The sequence below is a fragment of the Pseudomonas sp. LBUM1645 genome, from assembly GCF_059716185.1.
This window is the reverse complement of record NZ_CP166811.1, coordinates 2,713,001-2,729,984: the sequence shown is the minus strand read 5'-3', so window position 1 is coordinate 2,729,984 and position 16,984 is coordinate 2,713,001. Positions and strand designations below refer to the sequence as shown.

Genomic DNA, 16,984 nt, shown 5'->3' with positions numbered 1-16,984 from the left:
TATTCCTTATGCAAACCGGCCCAGAGCTTTAAATATCAGAAGATCCAGAGGCATGTAGAGGAAGTGCAGGAGCACCAGAAAGATCGCCATTATCGCGACTCCACAGACGATCAATAGCATTCGCCACTTCCTGCGGCGTGCCAGTTCAGCCTTGGTGTGAATGTAGGGAATGGAAACCAATACGCGTCTACCCAGCACGCTGGCCAAGGCCTGGGCACCGCGCACACGCTGACTCATCATCTCGAGGAGCATCACCAGTGCGCCAGCACCCACTGGGGCAAGCAAGAAGCCCATGGCAACCACTTTTTTACGGTTCGGCCGTACTGGCTTTTCTGGCATCAGCGGTGACTCCAGAAGAACAAAACGCTCGGCTTTGTTTTCCTGCTCCAGGCTTTCGGAAATTTTCGCACTCATTTCCTTCGTGCGAATTTCCTCATATTTTTTACGAGCGTTATCATGGTCACGCATCACCGTGACCAAGCCGCGCTCGATTTGCGGCGTCTCAAGAATTTGTGCTTCGTATTCGGCTATTTTTCCGAGTATTTGCTGCTTTTGATCGGCCAGGGACTTGATACGTGCTTCTGCTGCGGAGATCCGCGCCTGGGCCTTTGCAACGTCCAGATTGACCGAAGCCGCTGCACCATCAGCACCTTTGCCAGCCTGAAGTGCAGCAATTTTGCGTTTGACGGCACGCACGTCGGGGTGGGCTTGCGTATACAGCGACTGCAACCGAGTGTATTCCGCTTTGAGGCTAGCCAGATCCTGTGGTTTATCAACTGCCGCACCGGGTGCTCCAGGCTTGGTCGCTAGCCCGGCATTCGCGGCGGAAAGCTCCAACTCATTGAAGCGCAACTCCTCACGGGCAGTTTTGTAGTCACGATCGACCTCTTTAAGCTCGGTTTCGGCGCGCGTCAACATATTCATGCGCAGCTCTTGATGCTCGGGCAGCGCGTTGCTGTGTGCCTGCTTGAAGTCCGCCAACCGGTTCTCAAGGGCTTCCAGTTCCACCCTGAGTTTGTCCGCCTCCTGCGTCAGGAACTCTGTCGTTTCACTGGCGCGTTCGGTGCGCTGCTTGATGTTTTCATCCAGAAACAGCGTCACCAGTTCCTTGGCGACTTTGTTCGCAATCTCTGGCTGCCTGTGTTCAAAGGAAAGACGGAAAGCAATCGTCACCTCTCCGCGCCCCTTGACGGCAGCACTGACCAGGGAGACCACAATCGCATTGCGCATTTCTTCGATCTTCTCGGTAACGCTCAGTTGCCGACTTTGCGAAGCAAAAAGATTGTATTTGTTGATGATCCCTTCCAGATGCTCACGGGTCATCACGCGCTGGCGAATGACTTCGATGCGCTCATCGGCGAAGGTATTGTTGTTGGCCGCCACCAAGTCTGGCGAAATCTGCTGAGACTCCACCAGAATGGTGCCGGATGACTCGTAGGTAGGCGGGAGAGAGATCGCTACCGCTATGCACACGCCGAGTATGACCACGAAACTCAGGATCAACAGCAGGGCGTGGTGCTTGATGATAGCTAGGTAGTCGTTGAACGACATTTCGTAGTCAGAGGCCATATTTCTCACACAGCTGAATGTCAGAGACCGGGATAACTATAAGTCAGCGTCAGCCCGACGACGTTTGCAGTGGCATCCGGCAAGCCATCTTGCTGGCGTTGTTTGTATGTGTAGGATAGGCGTGCAATCCAAAAAGGCGAGAGTTCTTGGCTAAACCAGGCACTGTAATTTTGCAGGGTATTAGGCGTCCGGCCTTTGGAGTCTTGCCAGGAGACATCGAAACCGGTGCGCCGGGTCTCATCGATGGCATAACCCCATGTCCCCCTCAAGGCATCAACCTCGACGAAACCGCCGTCCCCGCTGGCGAGAGTGCTACGACTGGCGTCGATGCTGGTATCAATACGCTCACCGGCATATTGCAACATTAAACCGCCCTGGCCTTTGGGTCCGCTATCTGTACCGGAGGTTTGGTTGAGACCCGCATAGGCCGTCCCCTTAAGCCGCTCGGAGAGTTGGACATTCAAGCCGACCGTGGGGGTGTAGCTGTTTGAGGAAGCCACCGCAGACCCCTCCTCCGGTTCATAGCGCCTTATGCTCAAACGGGTGAACAGCTCGACCTGCTCACTCCATGCATAGTTCCAGCTGAAGCGGGTCGCCAGCTCGTCATAGTCGGTCAGTGTATCGACATCGTAAGTGACATGAGTGTAGTCAGTCTCGTTAACCAGGGTACTTCGCTCGCTGAGAGCAGTGCTCCAGTTGCCGCCCACCACATACATCTTTTGCGTGCCATCGGAGGCAACTACGCCGGTTTCCTGAACCACCGTGGAAAGCGTAGAGTTTTCTTCATATCTGGCCGTGAGTCCAAAAGCACCCGTTTCGGTCTCACGCTGCCACCCTAACCTTAACCTGGGGTCTTCACGGTCCGAAACGATGGACGTATCCGACGAACGCACGACATTTACCCCGAGACCGAACTGGAACTCATCCCGTCCGGAAGTACCCACGAGGCTGTAATCGGGGGCGATGATGGTACGGGTCACCCCCTTCTCACCACTCGTGAGCAGCAGTGGGTTGCTGTCGTACTCGACCGTCGAAGGCACTGCAATAGCTGATTGCCAAGTAGCAGCATAGGCCATGTCCGAACACGACAAAGCCAGGATTGCCGTCGCAACCCCGGTAGTTCGAAATCCAAGCAAAGTAATCCCTAGTGCCTCGCGCAAGGCTAAGGCACGACCAGCGTATCGCCGGCTCTAAGTAGAAAATTGGTGGTCATGTCTTTCCCTGACATCAACTCGCTATAGTCGACGCGCAGGATCTCTTGTCTAGCCCCATTGAGCCGAACGACCTTAATGTCGTCTTTATCGGCGAATTTGTCGAGCCCACCCGCCATGCTTATTACCTGCAGCACTGACGTTTGACCTGACATATGCACGCTGCCGGGTTTCAGCACTTTGCCCTGAACGTAGACGAGATTACCTTCGGTGCCGGTGACGACAACGCTCACCTGCGGATCAGGTATGAAAGCCTCAAGCTTGAGAGCGATTAGCTTCGCGACAGCGGAGGCATCAAGCCCCGAGACATTGACCTGCCCTGCCAGCGGGAAGGTAATGCTGCCATCGGGGAGTACGCGTACATCCTGTTTGAGCTTGTCTTCGCCCCACACGGAAACAGAAAGGTTATCTCCCGGACTCAGCCGGTAAGTCGGGTCGTTTTCGACGGCGTTGGAAATGCTGGGCCAAACGGCCAGCGCGCACAGCACAGGTATCAATGAACGGAACATCGGGATCCCTCCGTCTAAGTAGCCATGCAAGGAGTTTAGAACAAAAAAACCTAGTCAAATGACTCTAGCCTATTTCACGCCAAAGAAACTACTAAACAGCAATCACCTTGAGCTTCTGGGCGGTCAATTCCGCCAATGCAACACACCTGAAACCGGAACGTTAGTGCAAAACAGCAAAATAGTGTTATTTAACAATAGGTTGGAGCAAGCAAGCCACCCCCGATGTATTTCGCGCCAATATTAACTACACCAGGCCCGCTTGAGCCAGCTCAACTGCGACACTGTCAACCTGGCTATGATTACGTTTGCCAGCGCAACTAACTGATATCAACCATTACAAACCAAGTATCATTGCAAGACAGACATCATCCGCAAAAACAATACATAAATCTGTGCATCTACCCAGCCACCAGAGTGACTATCTAAATAACCCTTACTGCCAAAAACGTTAACTACCACCTATATCTTCCGTCGGTTGGCGACCACAATAAAACCAAACAAGGCGGAAGAAAATAACCATGCTGCCGCAGAAAGCGGTACTGCATTGGGTTGGTTGATATCAGATACCCCCACCAGACTTTTATCCTGGAGAGATGAATCAATCTTGAATGGCTTATTGTCAACCGCCGCCATTAATCCGTCACGCGAAGAAGAATTGACGGAGACATCGACGCCCGAGTCAGCGTGATGAATGACACTGTTAACTTTCGCAGAATGGGCATCATCGACGTAAATATCAGTGATCAATGAAGGCAAGCCAAGGCTCTTTCCAAAGGTAAGCAGTGCGCCACCCGTGTGCTCTTTGAGAGCCGTACAAAGTTGAGGCCCTAACTCCTCGCAAGCGCTGCCTATGCGACTAATTTCATAGGCCAAACTGGTCGCCTGAGCACTAGCAACGGCTGCACCATTCAGGATCACAGACAACAACACGAATTTAATGACAAGTGTTGAGCGCATAACACCGCCTCCTTGCGTAGGGGGTTATTCTTTTGTCGGTTGAAGGAATCTGTTTCGGCTAAATTGAGCCTATAAGCACATCGCCATTACGTCAATAGCTCGTCACAACAATAAATTGAAATTTCATTTTAGGGAGGATGGCGTCAAAATAACGCCACAACAAGCACATCAGCCCAGTGAATTCTATCTATGTGAAATAGCCTCACGCATGGGCGTCAGCCCGCATCAGGATGCTAGCTGACGACCCGGCGCAGCGCCTTGCGCCGGGCAACGAGGACCTGGGCAATGGCATGGGCTCGACCGCCGCCGACGCCTGTAAAGGCGGGGTTTATCGGCAACTTTCTGATAGCACCCGGCTGACGAGAGTTTTTGACGCATGAAGACGGCATGCCAGGTAAAGGCTTCCCGAGCATTCCCAGTCCTGAACACTGTAGAAGTCTCGGCGCTGCGCCAGGGCGGCCATGCTCAACCTCCCTGGCACCCGCGCCGAGCAGATCAATGCAATGCGCGTAAAAGGCATCGCGATTGAAGACAGGATGAATGACTGACCATTACTTCGGTTGCGCCACCGTACGCAAATAAGGTTTCACCGTCTTGAAGCCATCCGGGTACTTCTTCCTTGCGTCGTCGTCGGATACCGACGTAGGAATGATCACGTCTTCACCCGGACGCCAGTTCACCGGCGTGGCAACCGTGTGCTTGGCGTTTAACTGAATAGCATCGAGCAGCCGTAGCACTTCATCGAAATTGCGCCCGGCACTCATCGGGTAGACCAGCATCGCCTTGATCTTTTTATCCGGGCCGACAATGAACACTGAACGCACCGTGGCGTTGTCCACGGCAGTACGAGCGCCACCACTGGCGTTCGGGTGAATCATGTCGTAGAGCTTGGCCACCACCAGATTCTCGTCGCCGATCATGGGGTAGTTGACCGCATGGCCCTGGGTTTCTTCGATGTCTTTGGCCCAGGTCTGATGGTTACCGACCGGGTCGACGCTGAGGCCCACAACCTTGGTGTTGCGTTTGTCGAACTCCGGCTTGAGCCCGGCCATATAACCGAGCTCAGTGGTGCAGACCGGGGTGAAGTCCTTCGGATGTGAGAACAGGATGGCCCACTTGTCGCCAATCCATTCGTGGAAATGGAGCGTGCCTTCGGTGGTTTCGGCGGTGAAATCCGGTGCTTCGTCGCCAATACGAATGGTCATGTGCGTTCTCCTCGCTGTGAAGGGTAGGGAAACTATCGGAACGATCCAGTATAGGAGACCTTGAAGACTTCGCTTTGCACCCCGCCGAAGGGCTGGCGCCCTCCTCTCGAACGGGTGCTGCACGCCGATTTACGAGACTGAAACTTCATCCGGAAATGCTGCCTATACTGCAATTCGGGGTCGATAGAGAAAACGAACACAACCCAGAAGACGAAAGGGATTGCCTCCTGTCGGCAGTGTTTACGTACGATTTTTTCCGAAATCTGCGGGTTCCCCAATCCAACTGCCCTGATTGTCTGCGCTAAGGACTGACAGATGAATGTGATCGAATATTTTGATCGAGTAAGAATCATCAATATCTCGTCACGAAAGGATCGCCGTTTAGAAACAGTCGAAGAATTCACTCGCAACGGCTTTCACATTGATGATGAAAAAATAGGCTTTTTTGAGGCTGTTACGCCCAGTGAGGGAAATGGCTTTCCGAGCGTCGGGGTCAGAGGCTGCTTTTTGAGTCATCTGGGGGTGCTGGAAGAGGCAATGCGCCTGAATTTGAAAAACATCTTGATCATGGAGGACGACATACAGTTTTCCAGACATATTTCTGAATATGGGAGAGCGGCGATCGAGTCTCTGGAAGGTATGGAGTGGGACATCGTCTATTTCGGGCATCCGTTTGAAGAAAATTCAAACTTGCCCGCTTGGAAAGCAGTCGACCGGCCAATACATCTGGCCCATTTCTATGCTGTAAACGGAAAATGCTTTGGGAAATTGAGGGATTTTTTATTCCAGATTCTGGAGCGGCCACCGGGACATCCTGACGGAGGTCCGATGCATTATGACGCTGCTCTCAATACGCTTATTCATAAGAATAAAGAAATTCTGGCTTACTATTTCACCTGGAATTGTGGCTATCAAAGGCCCTCGCGGACGGACCTGCATGAGCTTTCCATCTTTGACAGGGTGCCTCTCCTGCGGCCGGTAATAGGTATGCTCAGGAGGTTAAAGGCAAAAAACCTGAGAAGAACCCGATAGTTTCCTCTCTATCAGGGAAGGTCTGAAGTACCCAATGCCTGACGTAACCAACCCGGCACGGCGCAGGAGCCGTGTCCGGGTGATTGTGGCGGACCGCCCTCCTCATTTACGCGCCAATTTGTACCGGACGCACTCCTCGTAGAAGCTCTCGCGCAGGGCTGCGGGCTTCATCCGCGAATTACTGTCATAGGTCTGCTCGGTAATGCCCATCGCCATCATGTGCATCCACGGCTTGCTGAACTTGTAGGTACGTAACTTCTGCCGCGCTGCATACAGTGAAACCCCGGACAGCTTGAGTTCCTGGGCTCTCGCCGCGGTACCTGCGCCCCAGCTGCAAAGGTAACGATCATTCGATGCCAGTTCTTTGGCCTGGACAGAGGCAGCAACGCTCGCCAGGCCTAACGAAATCAACGCAACCATCACATTCCGCATTTGCTTTCGATCCCAACTATCTGAAAATAAATTGATTTTGGTCAAAATCTTCGGACTTCGGGGCCAGCAAAATGCCTTAACTAAGCTATAGCCTGTTTTTCCAGTGCCTTACGGACATTTCTTGCGGCATTTCAATCCTTTGCTATAGCTAACACTCTCTCCCGCCAACGAATGAGGCAACGGAATGTCAGTCGCAAAGAAAATGACAGTGGGGCAACTGACGATGTTGACAGCCGTCAACATGTTGGGCTCCGGCATTGTGCTGCTCCCCACAAAACTTGCCGAAGTCGGCGGTATTTCAATCCTTTCCTGGCTGATCACGGCCACTGGCTCCCTGGCGCTGGCCTATGCCTTTGCGCGCTGCGGCATGCTCAGCCGAAAGACCGGGGGCATGGGCGGCTATGCCGAATACACCTTCGGCAAGGCGGGCAACTACATCACGAACTACACCTATGGCCTCTCGCTGTTGATTGCCAACGTGGCGATCAGTATTACCGCGGTCGGCTATATCCAGGAGCTGTTCCATGTTGAACTGGGCTCACTGCAAGTGGGTCTGGCGACCATCGCTCTGTTGTGGATCACCACTTTCGCCAACTTCGGCGGCGCGCGGATTACCGGCCGGATCGGTGCGATTACGGTTTGGGGGGTGATAGCGCCGGTGGTGCTGGTGTCCACCATTGGCTGGTTCTGGTTCGACAGCAGTGTCTACGCCGCCGGCTGGAACCCGCACAACATGGGCTGGTTCGAAGCCGCAGGTGCATCGGTGGCGATCACCTTGTGGGCATTCCTCGGCCTGGAGTCGGCGTGCGCCAACACCGATGCCGTGGAAAATCCGGAGAGGAACGTACCGATTGCGGTACTTGGCGGCACCCTCGGTGCGGCGGTGATCTACATCGTCTCCACCAACGTCATCGCCGGTATCGTCGATAACCCGGAACTGGCCTCCTCCACTGCACCGTTCGGGTTGGTCTTTGCCAAGATGTTCACCCCTATGGTCGGCGACATTGTGATGGCCGCGATGGTGCTGGCGTGCATCGGTTCGCTGCTGGGCTGGCAATTCACCATCGCTCAGGTCTACAAAAGCTCCGCGGACACCGGCTATTTCCTGTCGATCTTTGCCAAGTCCAACAAGGCCGGAACACCCATTGTCGGCATGCTGGTGCTACTGGCAGTGCAGACGGCGCTGGCTTTTCTCACCATCAGCCCTGACCTGAGCAAACAGTTCGACACTCTCGTCAACCTCGCGGTGGTCACCAACCTGGTGCCCTACATCCTCTCCATGGCTGCGTTGATGACCATTCAAAAGGTCTCCAACGTTCCGGCGGGCACGGCGCTGATAACCAACATCATTGCGTGGGTGGCGGCGGCTTACAGCTACCTGGCGCTCTACAGTTCGGGCGCGCAGGCGCTGATGCTCGGCGGCGTGGCGACCATCTTCGGTTACACGCTGTTTGGCTTCGTCAACAACCGCCTGATCCGTCTCGAAGCGCTCAATAACAGCGTACCGACACAGACCGTCAGCGCTCAGCACATCACGGGCGAGCCGGTGCCGGTCAATAACTTGCAAGCAGTAAGAGTGGAGGCTTAATCATGACGGAATATAGACATTCGCTCGGAATGCTCACGCTGTTGGTCAGCAGCCCGCCGGACAAGCGCACCGTCTTTGGTCGCGCCCTGGATCAGTTGATCAACGATGTGGAGGAACGCGCCGTCCGCGTACTGGCGTCGGAAACCCTGAGCGACGCCACGTCGATCCTACGCTCGGACCCGGCCATTCAATGTGTGCTGCTCAGCTGGGAAATGGACAAAAGCGAAGGCCATGAGGAATGCATCCAACTGCTGGTCAGCCTGCGTGAGCGCAACACCCGGGTGCCGGTTTTCTTGATTAGCGACCGCAGCACCGCGTCGAACATTCCATTGGTGGTCATGCAGCACGCCGACGACTTCATCTGGCTGCCCGAGGACACCAGCCGCTTTCTCAGCGGGCGCATCCTGGCGGCCATCGAGCGTTATCGCCAAGCCGCACTGCCCCCCATGTTCGGGGCGCTGGTGAAGTTTTCCCGAACCTATGAATACTCGTGGCACACCCCTGGACATGCCGGCGGCACAGCGTTTTTGAAGAGCACCGCGGGGCGCGCCTTCTACGAGTTTTTTGGCGAGAACCTGCTGCGTTCCGACCTGTCGATCTCGGTCGGTGAACTCGGTTCGCTGCTCGATCACAGCGGCCCCATCGGCCAGGGCGAGCGCTACGCCGCCAAAGTGTTCGGGGCCCATCGCACCTACTACGTCACCAACGGCTCGTCGATGTCCAACCGCGTCATCCTCATGGCCAGCGTCACGCGCAATCAGATCGCCCTGTGTGACCGCAACTGCCACAAGTCCGCCGAGCATGCGATGACCCTGTCCGGTGCGATTCCGACCTATCTGGTGCCGACCCGCAACCGCTACGGCATCATCGGCCCGATCCTGCCGCAAACCCTGAGCGCCGAAGGCGTGAAAGCCGCTATCGCCAGCAACCCGCTGGTCAAGCAAGGCATCGACCCGACACCCGTCCACGCCATCATCACCAACTCCACCTACGACGGCCTGACCTACAACGTCACTCGCGTAGAAGAGTTGCTGGGGCAAAGCGTCGATCGTCTGCATTTCGATGAAGCCTGGTACGGTTATGCGCGTTTCAACCCGCTGTACCGCGAGCGCCACGCCATGCACGGCAGCCCGGACGATCACGACGACTCGAAGCCGACCGTGTTCGCCACCCAGTCGACCCACAAGTTGCTGGCCGCCCTGTCCCAGGCCTCGATGATTCACGTGCGTAACGGCCGCAACCCGATCGAACACGGGCGCTTCAACGAGTCGTACATGATGCATGCCTCGACCTCGCCCAACTACGCGATCATGGCTTCCTGCGACGTCAGCTCGGCAATGATGGAAGCGCCCAGCGGGCAAATCCTCACCACCGAATCGATCGAAGAAGCCATCAGTTTCCGCCAGGTCGTCTCGCGCATGCACAACGAGATGCTGAGCAAGGATGACTGGTTCTTTACCTGCTGGCAGCCGCCGACCGTGCAGGTTGGCGCGGCCACCGTGCCGTTCCATGAAGTCGACCCCGTGCTGTTGAAAACCGAGCCGAACTGCTGGGTATTGCATCCCAACGCGGTATGGCACGGCTTCGGCGACATCGAAGAAGGCTACTGCATGCTCGACCCGATCAAGGTCTCGGTGCTCAGCCCCGGCATGGGCGACGACGGCAACCTGCTCGACTCGGGCATCCCGGCCTGTGTGCTCACGGCCTACCTGGGACGTCAGGGCATCGTGGTCGAAAAAACCACCGACTTCACCATCCTGTTCCTGTTCTCCATCGGCATCACCAAAGGCAAATGGGGCACCTTGCTCAATGCCCTGCTCGACTTCAAACGCGACTACGACGACAACGTCGAACTGGAACTGTGCCTGCCGGATCTGCTGGCCGCCAACCAGACTCGTTACGCCGGCATGGGCCTCAAGGACCTGGCCGATGAAATCTTCGCTGCCATGAAGAAACACAAAACCACCGCCAACATGGCCCAAGCGTTCGGCACACTGCCGAAAGCCGAATTCAGCCCGGTGGAGGCCTACGAAAAACTGGTCAGGAACGACATCGAACGGGTGACACTCGAAGAAGCCGCCGGGCGTATCGCCGCGACCGGGATCGTGCCGTATCCACCGGGCATTCCATTGCTGATGCCGGGTGAAAATGCCGGGCCTGCGGACGGGCCGTTGCTGGCGTATCTCAAGGCGCTGGAAGCCTTCGACAAATCCTTCCCGGGTTTCACCCATGACACCCATGGGATCGAAAGCGAGGGCGGGGTTTATAGCTTGCTGGTGTTGAAATGAGTTAACGCCTGTACGTGCTGCGAAGAAAAAAACGGGCGCCCTGAAGGCGCCCGTTTTACATGTTTCCTAAGCGATTAACCCGTCGGGTTCAAACCCTCACATTGCGTCCCGGCAACGATGATCGCTGGCTGGTTTCCCAATCCTGGACAAGCCCGACGGGCGCATCGGACGCTGGCAGCATGGTGCGCCCACGAACCAGATCGGAAGCCCGCTCGGCCAGCATGATGGTCGGTGCATTGAGGTTGCCGTTTGGCTCGGTCGGGAACACCGACGAGTCGATCACCCGCAAACCCGCGATGCCCCGCACACGCAGCTCGGAATCAACCACTGCCATCTCGTCCTCGCCCATGCGGCACGAGCCGCAGGGATGGTAGGTACTTTCGAGGTTTTCACGCACGAAGGCGTCGATTTCTTCGTCGGTGTTCACCTGTGGCCCGGGGGCGATCTCGCCGTCGCGGAAGCGATCCATCGCCGGTTGACCGATGATCTCGCGAGTCAGGCGGATGCAGCGGCGGAAACCTTCGCGGTCTTCTTCGCGTTGCAGGTAGTTGAATTGAATCTCTGGATGTTCGTAAGGGTCAGCGGAACGCACCCGAACATAACCGCGACTCTTCGGTTTGTTCGGCCCGGTGAGCACCATGAAGCCGTGGCCCTTGATCGGTTTGTTGCCGTCGTAACGCATGGCCGCGGGCAGAAAGTGGAACTGAATGTCCGGCCAGCGCAGGCCCTTGTCCGAGCGAATGAAACCACCGGCCTCGAAATGATTGGTGGCGCCGAGTCCGTCCTTGAACAACAGCCAGCGCAGGCCGATCATCAACTTGCTCAGCGGGTCCATTTTGCTATTGAGCGTCACCGGTTCCTTGCAGCCGAACTGGATGTACACCTCGGCATGATCCTGCAGGTTCTCCCCTACTCCCGGCAGATCATGACGGACGCCGATCCCGGCTTTGCGCAGGACCTCGGCCGGACCAATACCGGAGCGTTGCAACAGGTGCGGCGAACCGATCGGCCCCGAGGAAATCAGCACCTCACGGTTGCAATAAACCTGGTGTGTCTGGCCTTCGTGGTCATACATGACGCCGACGGCTCGCTTGCCTTCAAGGATGATCTGACGGGTCATCGCATGGGTGATCACGGTCAGGTTCGGACGTCCCATGGCCGGACGCAGGTAAGCGTTGGCCGTGGAGCAACGCACGCCGTTTTTCACCGTCATGTGCATCGCGCCGAAACCTTCCTGCATGTAACCGTTGCAGTCCTCGGTCTTGATGTAACCCGCTTCTGCGCCGGCCTCGACCCAGGCCCCGTACAACGGGTTTTTCATGTGATTGCCGTTGGTGGTGTGCAAGGGGCCGGTGCCGCCGCGATAGCCGTCACCGCCCTCCTCGTAGTGCTCGGCCCGTTTGAAGTAAGGCAGGCAATTGCGATAGCCCCAACCCTCTGCACCGAGGGACTCCCACTCGTCAAAGTCGTAGGCGTGGCCACGGATGTACACCAGGCCATTGATCGACGATGAGCCACCGAGCACCTTGCCCCTTGGGCAGTGAATACGACGTCCGTTGAGGAACGGCTCCGGCTCGGTTTCGTAGCGCCAGTTGTACTTCTTGGTGTTCATCGGGATCGAGAAGGCACTCGGCATCTGGATCACCACGCTGCGATCGCTGCCGCCGAATTCCAGCACCAAAACTGAAGTGGCTGGGTCTTCGCTGAGGCGGTTGGCCAACACACAACCTGCCGAGCCGGCACCGATGATGATGTAGTCGTACTTTTGCGTAGCCATGATTATCTCCGGACCGCCGATTTGTTGAAAACGGGCAACGACGGCTTGGTCAACGTGTCGCCGGTGGTGTATTGCGGGGATGTTTTTTCGATGTGCTGGATGACGATTTCTTCGCGCTTGAGGTCGATCGAGCGGCTGAACCAGTAGTACACCAGCCCCGACACGATCAGCCCGACGAGCCAGGCGATGTCGATGCTGCCGAGCGCTTTGGCGAGCGGGCCGACATAGACCTCACGCTGTTCAACGCCGTCGTAGATGTAGAAGAACGGGATCATCGAGATGAAGCCGATGGCATACGCCGCGATGCCGCGCAGGCCCCAGCTGCCGTAGATGTTGCCGTGGGGCATGAAGAAGTGCGGGATGGCGTAGCGACCCTTGCGGACGAAGAAGTAGTCGGTCAGGTTGACCGAGGTCCAGGGCACCAGGAAGTACAGCATCACCACCAGGTAGATGCCCAACACTGACAGTCCTTTACCCGAACTCTGAATGCTCAGCGCGACACCCAGTTGCAGCAGGATCACGAAACCAACCGCCAGGATGCGCGCCTTGCGGGTCGGCTCGATGTGCTTGATCGAGTCGACGCAGGTCAGCGTGGTCAGCTTCGCACTGTAGATGTTCATGGCGATGACCGGCAGGAACGCCAGGATCGTGACGACCACCACCACGGTCCCCATCAGCGGCGACACCGTGTTGCCCACTTGCCCAAGGGCCACCAGCACATCCGTAGAATGCAGGTGATCGGCCAGCCAGCCACCGACAGAGATCATCCATGCGCCGGACAACGAGGCACCCAGGAACACCACTGCGATCAGTTTGCCGCTGGAGGTGTTCTTCGGCAGGTAACGCGAATAGTCGGACACATACGGGGCGTAAGCGATGTTGTAACTCGCCGCTGCCGCGAACTGGGCGATGAAACCGGTCCAGTTGAAGCCCAATGGCGCCGGGGCCACTTCACCGGCCGCGAGTACCGGCACAGCTGCGTCGGGAACCCATCCCATCAGCACCGCCAACGTCACCAGGCCGTAAAGCGGAAGCGACAGGTACAACGCCCATTTGAAGCTGCGATGCATCCAGTCATGCCCGAGGATCGCCAATACGGCCGCCGGTATCGTCACCGCCACCGCGATCACCGCGGGGTTGAAGCCGAACAGCGTGTGCAGCCCCTGCATCATCAACACCAGGTTGACGATGTTGAAACCGGCGAACACAAACAGTGTCGCCAGCAGCACCAGGATCACACCGCGATAGCCGAACTGCGCACGGGACTGGATCATCTGCGGCAGGCCAAGGTGCGGACCTTGCGAGCCGTGAAACGCCATGAACAGCGTGCCGAACATGATGCCCAGCGTGCCGGCGAGTGTGGTCCAGAGCGCGGTCAGGCCGACGCTCGGGCCGACGAAGCCGATGGTCATGGTGAAGAAGGTGAAATTGCCGAGGAACCAGAACGGGCCCTGGCTCGACAGTTTATCGGTGCGCTCGCTCTCCGGGATGAAATCGATTGAATGCCCTTCGACGATAGGTTTGTCGTCGAGGAGCGACACGCTTGGGGCGGCTTTGGCGTCAATGTTCATGATGTACTCTTATTTTTGGAAGATCATGACGAGATAACTGCGTTCTTTTGGGTGGACGCCCCTGTGGCGAGGGAGCTTGCTCCCGTTGGAATGCGCAGCATTCCCTTTTTTGGGGCCGCTTCGCGACCCAGCGGGAGCAAGCTCCCTCGCCACAGATTCCGTGTCACGCTTAACTTCCTGTGAACCTCAGGGCAGCGTGATCCAGACCGCCTTGGTTTCGAGCAGGTAATCGAGCTGCTCCGCGCCCAGGTCCTTGCCGAACCCGGACTGCTTGTAGCCACCGAACGGCATCGACGGGTCGAGGGTGCCGTGGGCGTTGACGTAGACCGAACCCGCTTTCAGCCGAGGGATCAGGCTGTGCACCTTTCCAAGGTCATTGGAATACAGTGCGGCCGCCAAGCCGTAAGGCGAGTCATTGGCCAGGGCCAAAGCCTCTTCTTCATCGTCGAACGGTGCGGTGACCAGCACCGGACCAAAGATCTCTTCCTGGACGATGCGCATGTCGTTGCGGCAATGGGCAAAAATGGTCGGCTCGACGAAGAAGCCGGGGCCCTCGACAGGCTGGCCGCCGTAGACCAGTTCGGCGCCCTCTTGCTTGCCGGTTTCGATGTAATCGGTCACTCGCTCCTTCTGCAACGCCGAGACCAACGGGCTGATGAAGCAGTCTGGATCCAGGCCCGGTGCGATTTTCAGCGTGCGGGTGTAAGCGATCAATTCACGCAGGAATTCGTCGTAGACGCTGCGATGAATGTAGGCGCGAGTACCGGCATCACACACCTGACCGGAGTTGAAAAACACGCCGTTGGCAATGGCCTGGGCGGCGGCCGGCACGTCGGCATCGGCCAATACGATTACCGGTGATTTTCCTCCGAGTTCGAGGGTTAGTCGCTTCATTTCGTCCAGCGCGGCGCGGCCAACGGTACGGCCGACCGGGGTCGAGCCGGTGAAGGTGAGTTTGTCGATACCGGGGTGCGTGGCCATGGCCGCACCGACCACGCTGCCGCGTCCGGTCACGATGTTGATCACCCCGTCCGGGATGCCGGCTTCCTTCACCAGCTCGGCAAAGCGCAAGGCCGACAGCGAGGTCAGTTCGGCGGGTTTGACCACCACGGTGCAACCGGTTGCCAGCGCCGCGCCGAGCTTCCAGGCCATGGTTTGCAGCGGGAAGTTCCAGGGCACGATGGCGCCGACCACACCTACCGCTTCCTTGCGCGTATAGGCCAGGTAGTTGCCGGGCAACGACGGCTCAACGGTTCGGCCATGCAGCTTCGTCGCCCAACCGGCGAAGTAACGCAGCGTATCGACCGTGCCCTGGATATCGACATCCCGCGCGAAGGCGACTGACTTGCCCATGTCGATCGATTCGATTTCCGCCAGTTCGGCGGCGTTGCTTTGAATCAGGTCCGCCAGGCGTTGCATCAGCCGTTCGCGTTCTGCCGGTTTGGCCTGACGCCAGGCGCCACCGTCAAACTGTGCCCGGGCGGCTTGAACAGCGCGATCCAGATCCTCGGTGGTGCCCATCGGAATACGCGTGATCAGGCCCTCGGTCGACGGTTCGATAACATCGGATGTCTGCCCGTCGCTGGCCTCGACAAAGGCGCCACCGATGAACATTTTCTGAACCTTGCTGAGGAAGGTCTGGGTGGCTTCGGATACACCAAATTTCTGCAAATACTGCTTAACGATCGTGTCCATGTTCATACCCTCTGTGCGGCGGTCAGATCACGCCGTGGCCGTGGTGGTTTCGCCCGTGACTTGCCGAGCTTTAGCCCGCTCGTGGAAGATGAAACCGATGCTGTTGAGCAGCAGTTGCGCTGCCAGAATCGAGGTCATGCCGGAAGGGTCATAGACCGGTGCAACCTCGACCAGATCCATGCCAACGATGTTGCCTTGGCTGCGTTTGGCCAGGGCCTGGATGATTTCCAGCACTTCGTAATAGAGGAAGCCGCCGTGACTTGGGGTACCGGTGCCAGGGGCGATGGACGGGTCGAAACCGTCGATGTCGATGGTGATGTAGTAGTTGATGTTCTGCGGGATCAACGCCAGCACACCTTCGACGCCGAGGCGGCGTACATCGCGCACCGAAAGGATCTTCGAGCCGGCCGCGTTGGCGGCTTCATAGTCGTCGCGATTGGACGACGACACGTTGCGGATACCCATCTGGGTCATGCCGACAATGTGGTTCATTTCGGACGCGCGGCGCAGCGGGTTGCCATGGCCGTAGCGAACACCGTGGCGCTCGTCGACGAAGTCCAGGTGCGCATCGAAGTGGATGATATGGATCGGGCCGCGGCCCTCGAACGCCTTGATCACCGGGGCGTGAACCGAATGATCACCACCGAGTACAACCGGCATGACACCGGCATCCAGAATCTTGCGCACGGCGTATTCGGTGTTCTCGTTACTGGTGACCATATCGGTGTGCACGATATCGGCGTCACCGACGTCGACCATGCGCACGTCGGCGGCGGTCAGGTACATGACGTCATCTTCGTGGTCATAGGCGCCGGCATGGCCGAAGGAAAACAGGGTCGATGCCTCACGAATGCCGCGTGGTCCAAAGCGTGCGCCGGAACGCCACTGGGTGCCCATGTCGTTGGGCACGCCGAGGACTGCCACGTCCGCATCCAATGCATCCCAATCGGTGCACACCGGGGATTTGCCAAAGGTGCAGTGACCCACGAATGGCAGGTTCAGGCGACCGGATTCATAACCGTTGTTCGACATTTCAGGCATCTCCAATTCTTGTTGTCAGCTGGCGGACTTGGAAGGTGACCGCCGTTGGAATGACTATGGGCGCAGGTTTTCGTGGAAAAAATGCTAAACATCAGATACTCATATCGGC

13 protein-coding genes are annotated in these 16,984 nt (G+C 57.3%); 3 read left to right on the top strand and 10 right to left on the bottom strand.

Going from position 1 to position 16,984, the window contains the following annotated elements; genetic code table 11:
• Positions 1-6: 6 nt before the first annotated feature.
• From ACA079_RS12200 to ACA079_RS12180, 5 genes are all read right to left on the bottom strand, one after another.
• Positions 7-1,569 carry a GumC family protein gene (locus ACA079_RS12200; RefSeq protein WP_497703677.1) on the bottom strand — a complete coding sequence of 521 codons (1,563 nt, stop codon included), beginning with the start codon at positions 1,567-1,569 and terminating at the stop codon, positions 7-9.
• A 20-nt stretch (positions 1,570-1,589) separates the two neighbouring features.
• Positions 1,590-2,645 carry a hypothetical protein gene (locus ACA079_RS12195; RefSeq protein WP_497703676.1) on the bottom strand — a complete coding sequence of 352 codons (1,056 nt, stop codon included), beginning with the start codon at positions 2,643-2,645 and terminating at the stop codon, positions 1,590-1,592.
• An 86-nt stretch (positions 2,646-2,731) separates the two neighbouring features.
• Positions 2,732-3,289 (bottom strand): polysaccharide biosynthesis/export family protein, encoded by a 558-nt coding sequence (locus tag ACA079_RS12190; protein ID WP_415768510.1) that lies wholly within the window; start codon positions 3,287-3,289, stop codon positions 2,732-2,734.
• A 459-nt stretch (positions 3,290-3,748) separates the two neighbouring features.
• Positions 3,749-4,246 (bottom strand): hypothetical protein, encoded by a 498-nt coding sequence (locus ACA079_RS12185; RefSeq protein WP_497703675.1) that lies wholly within the window; start codon positions 4,244-4,246, stop codon positions 3,749-3,751.
• Positions 4,247-4,797: 551 nt separating this feature from the next.
• The gene (locus ACA079_RS12180) at positions 4,798-5,451 is read right to left on the bottom strand and encodes a peroxiredoxin (RefSeq protein WP_497703674.1); all 654 of its coding nucleotides are present in this window, start codon (positions 5,449-5,451) and stop codon (positions 4,798-4,800) included.
• 315 nt (positions 5,452-5,766) lie between these two features.
• Here ACA079_RS12180 and ACA079_RS12175 point away from each other — a divergent pair, with 315 nt between their 5' ends.
• A complete protein-coding gene (locus tag ACA079_RS12175) occupies positions 5,767-6,483 on the top strand; it encodes a glycosyltransferase family 25 protein (RefSeq protein ID WP_497703673.1) in 717 nt (238 codons plus the stop codon).
• 102 nt (positions 6,484-6,585) lie between these two features.
• Here the strand turns inward: ACA079_RS12175 and ACA079_RS12170 are convergent, their stop codons facing one another.
• Positions 6,586-6,915, bottom strand: a complete 330-nt coding sequence (locus tag ACA079_RS12170) for a hypothetical protein (protein ID WP_415773924.1) — start codon at positions 6,913-6,915, stop codon at positions 6,586-6,588.
• Positions 6,916-7,099: 184 nt separating this feature from the next.
• Between ACA079_RS12170 and potE the strand changes: the two genes are divergently transcribed.
• Positions 7,100-8,503 carry a putrescine-ornithine antiporter gene (gene potE, locus ACA079_RS12165; RefSeq protein ID WP_497703672.1) on the top strand — a complete coding sequence of 468 codons (1,404 nt, stop codon included), beginning with the start codon at positions 7,100-7,102 and terminating at the stop codon, positions 8,501-8,503.
• Between the two features lie 2 nt (positions 8,504-8,505).
• Entirely contained in the window at positions 8,506-10,791 is a 2,286-nt protein-coding gene (locus tag ACA079_RS12160; RefSeq protein WP_497703671.1) for an Orn/Lys/Arg family decarboxylase, read from the top strand.
• A gap of 88 nt (positions 10,792-10,879) precedes the next feature.
• Here ACA079_RS12160 and betA read toward each other — a convergent pair whose 3' ends face one another.
• The 4 genes from betA to speB all read right to left on the bottom strand — a co-directional run bounded on the left by betA (position 10,880) and on the right by speB (position 16,866).
• A complete protein-coding gene (gene betA / locus ACA079_RS12155) occupies positions 10,880-12,568 on the bottom strand; it encodes a choline dehydrogenase (RefSeq protein ID WP_497703670.1) in 1,689 nt (562 codons plus the stop codon).
• Positions 12,569-12,570: 2 nt separating this feature from the next.
• Entirely contained in the window at positions 12,571-14,139 is a 1,569-nt protein-coding gene (locus ACA079_RS12150) for a purine-cytosine permease family protein (RefSeq protein WP_497703669.1), read from the bottom strand.
• Positions 14,140-14,325: 186 nt separating this feature from the next.
• A complete protein-coding gene (locus ACA079_RS12145) occupies positions 14,326-15,834 on the bottom strand; it encodes an aldehyde dehydrogenase family protein (RefSeq protein ID WP_497703668.1) in 1,509 nt (502 codons plus the stop codon).
• Between the two features lie 27 nt (positions 15,835-15,861).
• Entirely contained in the window at positions 15,862-16,866 is a 1,005-nt protein-coding gene (gene speB, locus ACA079_RS12140; protein WP_497704313.1) for an agmatinase, read from the bottom strand.
• Positions 16,867-16,984 lie beyond the last annotated feature (118 nt).

Coding starts and splice junctions, on each gene's coding strand:
- ACA079_RS12190 (WP_415768510.1), bottom strand. CDS start 3,289: ATGTTCCGTTCATTGATACCTGTGCTGTGCGCGCTGGCCGTTTGGCCC.
- ACA079_RS12185 (WP_497703675.1), bottom strand. CDS start 4,246: ATGCGCTCAACACTTGTCATTAAATTCGTGTTGTTGTCTGTGATCCTG.
- speB (WP_497704313.1), bottom strand. CDS start 16,866: ATGTCGAACAACGGTTATGAATCCGGTCGCCTGAACCTGCCATTCGTG.
- ACA079_RS12200 (WP_497703677.1), bottom strand. CDS start 1,569: ATGGCCTCTGACTACGAAATGTCGTTCAACGACTACCTAGCTATCATC.
- ACA079_RS12145 (WP_497703668.1), bottom strand. CDS start 15,834: ATGGACACGATCGTTAAGCAGTATTTGCAGAAATTTGGTGTATCCGAA.
- betA (WP_497703670.1), bottom strand. CDS start 12,568: ATGGCTACGCAAAAGTACGACTACATCATCATCGGTGCCGGCTCGGCA.
- ACA079_RS12180 (WP_497703674.1), bottom strand. CDS start 5,451: ATGACCATTCGTATTGGCGACGAAGCACCGGATTTCACCGCCGAAACC.
- potE (WP_497703672.1), top strand. CDS start 7,100: ATGTCAGTCGCAAAGAAAATGACAGTGGGGCAACTGACGATGTTGACA.
- ACA079_RS12175 (WP_497703673.1), top strand. CDS start 5,767: ATGAATGTGATCGAATATTTTGATCGAGTAAGAATCATCAATATCTCG.
- ACA079_RS12195 (WP_497703676.1), bottom strand. CDS start 2,645: ATGGCCTATGCTGCTACTTGGCAATCAGCTATTGCAGTGCCTTCGACG.
- ACA079_RS12160 (WP_497703671.1), top strand. CDS start 8,506: ATGACGGAATATAGACATTCGCTCGGAATGCTCACGCTGTTGGTCAGC.
- ACA079_RS12170 (WP_415773924.1), bottom strand. CDS start 6,915: ATGCGGAATGTGATGGTTGCGTTGATTTCGTTAGGCCTGGCGAGCGTT.
- ACA079_RS12150 (WP_497703669.1), bottom strand. CDS start 14,139: ATGAACATTGACGCCAAAGCCGCCCCAAGCGTGTCGCTCCTCGACGAC.